The organism is uncultured Gimesia sp. (assembly GCF_937919775.1).
GTDB lineage: Bacteria > Planctomycetota > Planctomycetia > Planctomycetales > Planctomycetaceae > Gimesia.
Genome location: NZ_CALFPF010000767.1, coordinates 1 through 3,290, shown reverse-complemented (window position 1 = coordinate 3,290; position 3,290 = coordinate 1). Strand labels below are relative to the sequence as shown.

General features: G+C 48.4%; 3 protein-coding genes. 1 reads left to right on the top strand and 2 read right to left on the bottom strand.

All coding sequences use genetic code 11. The features are described 5' to 3' along the window. Positions 1 to 925, bottom strand: a 925-nt coding sequence (locus Q0294_RS21870) for a hypothetical protein (RefSeq protein ID WP_299469694.1), incomplete at its 3' end; no start/stop codon positions are given. 1,284 nt (positions 926 to 2,209) lie between these two features. After that, on the bottom strand, positions 2,210 to 2,530 hold the full coding sequence (locus Q0294_RS21865) for a DUF971 domain-containing protein (RefSeq protein ID WP_299469692.1): 321 nt from the start codon (positions 2,528 to 2,530) through the stop codon (positions 2,210 to 2,212). 414 nt (positions 2,531 to 2,944) lie between these two features. Between Q0294_RS21865 and Q0294_RS21860 the strand changes: the two genes are divergently transcribed. Next, positions 2,945 to 3,290: hypothetical protein (locus Q0294_RS21860; RefSeq protein ID WP_299469690.1), on the top strand; the 346-nt coding region annotated here is incomplete at its 3' end.

The following is a 3,290-nucleotide window of genomic DNA, read 5'->3' as shown; positions in this document are numbered from 1 at the left end:
CCATTGAAATGGTCTTGTTGGTCTCGCCAGTCAAGTCTTGCAAACCGACTTCTGCAGCAGCGTATGTGGTGACACCAGTATCCGTATTCAGCAGCAATGTTCCTTTGGGGTACTTTAATTGAAAGGCTTCTTTGCCGGGATTTTGATCAATGACGAGGTTTGTTAAAGTGTAATCCATTCTGGTGCCAGGGCTGCGGTCTTGCGGGTTCACTCCATACCAGGATCCTTTGCGAGGAAACCAGAATTTCCCCCGCTTCGCCGTGAACTGTTCATACTCAATGTCTTTATAAGTCGAGAGCAAGCCATGCTCATCTCGAACTTCCATTTCGATAGGACGGTAACCATAATTCGAATCTAAAGTCAGCTTGATGCGAACTCCCACTGCTAACGGATCATCTCCTTCGACAACAAGCAAATTATTCTTTTGCTCAAGAACTTTGACGTGCGCCGATTCCATCTGTAAAAATTCAGCCACACTCACTGGTTGCCCTAACTCCAACCCGGTGACAAAGAGACCGAATATTTTTGGCGAATAGGTAATGTTGAGAAATGAAGAAATTTGATGCCCAAACCCGGCGCTTCCCTGTTGCTGAGAATCGTAGGTCATATAGTGTTCCCCGTTAAAACTGGCTTCTTCAGTCCAGGGACTTTCAGGACGAGCGCGAAGAATTCTTTCCCAGCCTGATTGTGTGACTGACCAGCGGAGCAGCAGTGATTCATACCATTTCCATTTTCCTTTGCCATCAGGAACCCAGTCTTCACAACGATATTCGACAGAAAGGTCATCCCATGCCTGATTTTGCTGCTGCAGTTCGGACGCTGCTTTGATCAGCAGGTCACGGTCCGCTTCTGCTCCCTCGGCGAGGGAAAAGAGGCTGAAAAGAAATAAACAGAACATTATGCGGGGAACGGAAATGCGTTTCATGAATCATTCATTTCTGTGACAGGGAGTCGCGATTAACCTCCTACAGGAGGACATGCTTTATCGCTGTTACACTGGCTGATGACGGTGCAAGAATGAGTGCCTGCGCCGCCAGAACTTTTGCACCAGTAGTATGTTCCTAAAACGGGCAGATAAGCCTTTTTACAAACCCCCGTTTTAGGCATGCCGCAAGTTGAAGCAGTCGCAGGAGCAACACATTCCCGTCTAGGTCGTGTTTCTTACTTATAAATGTGGAACAACCGGGGCTAACGCCCTTCGGCTAATAAGTCATTCCGGCAAAGTATCTGAAAACAAGATCAGCCGCACGGCGTTAGCCGCGGTTAAAACCGACCTGGGTTAGATTGCGGTCCTGGGAATCACATTCAAAACCAATCAATAAACACGACCTGGTCCAAAAGCACATCAGTACACACCTTCATGATATCATCGGGAAACTACCTGTCAATTTTTTCTATGCAGCAGTGCGCATTTGTAAATACCGGCCAGAAAACGTAGCGCCTGTCGGACAAGTATTTAGACCGGACACAGGGTAGTGATGCTATTGATTCATAATGTGTTTGCGACAGGTGCCGGATCTTCATCTGCGGCGTGTGGGTGATATCGGGTAATATCTTCCGATCGAATCTTCCGAGCGTGTGATTTATCGCCCGGGTGGCGACTCTGTTTTGCGGTCGCCTGGTCTGTTTTGTTTGATTGTCTGTTTTGTTTGATTGTCAGGGAAGGGAATCTGCATGTGCTGTTCGGTTTTTGTGTCGAGGAATTCCTGGTCCGGCGGAGGAAAGCCGTGTTCTTTCAACAGCAGCCATTGTTGCGAAGGGCGGGGGACGGTCAAGCCGGGTTTACGCTTAATTAAGGACCGGGAAGGGCAGTTTATTCACTTTTCTGTCACTTTTGGTGTCAAACTGAGTGCCAGACAGCGTCCCAAAACAGGTGATCACGCAACACTCAAAGGGGCCGCGTATTTCACAGACTCTATAAAACCAGTGCTTTTGATAGTGATAAAAACCACATACGTAACGCTATGCACCATGCGGAAATTTATTCCACGCGCGCGACGCATGTCACGCAGTGTCGTCGGTGGCGGGTTGGTGTCAAGTTGAAAATGATCGCTGAAAATCGGGAAGGAGTTTTCTTTTGAGTACTATCTGGAACATGGAACGCTGGTGTGAAGCTGCAGTCAGCTTGCATCGGGTATCACGGTCGGCTCGCATTTCGCGGCTCCGCATTCTCAACAGACTGCAAACGTTACTCTGGAGCGCAGCGTTTTTACTCGACCACCGCGCCGAGTTCGCGCAGGAGTTCGAACGTGAACAGGCCGGTATTGTGGCCGTCGCTGAAGGTGATGCGGTAGGCGTAATTGCCCGCCAGACTCATCTTTTCGACTTTGATCGGCTGGAGTTCAATCGGGGAAAGCACGGTGAGTTTCATGGGATCGGCGGCTTCCCCGGTCGTTTTGTGACGACAGGCGGCACAAGGGCAGGCCTTGCGCAATTCCGAAAACAGGTAGCGGCGTTGCTGGCCATCATTCCAGCCGATGAGCACGGCGGTGTCGTCGACGAGTTTCAGTTCTGTGGGGTAGAGGTCCATGCGACAGTTATTTCTTAATCATATTGAGCGGCACTATCAAATCATGCAGCCTGTTTATCTGTTTACGGTTTCCGTTTTGCTGGAGAGAGGGGTGGCTCGTGACTTGAAACTGACTTTTCCGACCTTACCACCTCAAACTGAGCCTACGGTAGCGTTCTTGAGAGAAAGAAGCAAACCGATCATTGAAAGCGGTTGATTTTAAACACTGAGCGGAAAGTAACAAATTTTGATTAATTTGCTTGTACAATTTGGCCGTACTGTTCACAATGAACACTTCTCCGTTTCGCTGTGGATAAACATCAAGATGCTGACATACGTCTATGTCAGTTGAGTATCGATATCAATTTTCAAAGTGGCGCTATGAAGATTTTCCTGTCTCAAATCTTGTTTTTGCCGGGTTTGCTCTGCGTTTCCGTGCTAGATGCTACGGAGCCTGACTCAAATCGTGCCTGCCCTCAGAACAGGCAGACAGCCGCAGAAACATCTGCCGTTGATGAAAAAAATACACAGCCTCAAGACAAGCCTTTCAAGCCGGGAGAAGTTGCGCCTCAATTCTGGGGGCATACCGCTGGAGGTGAAGTTTACGACTACGGTAAATCATTCAAGGGAAAAACCATTCTGCTGATCTTCTGGTCTATGAAAGATCCGGACAATGAAAAACTGAATCAGAAACTGAGGCAGATTCGAAACCAGTTTCTTCAGAATAAAAATCTGATCATGGTCAGCCAGTGCGTCGATCAGGACTTTGCTCAATGGATGC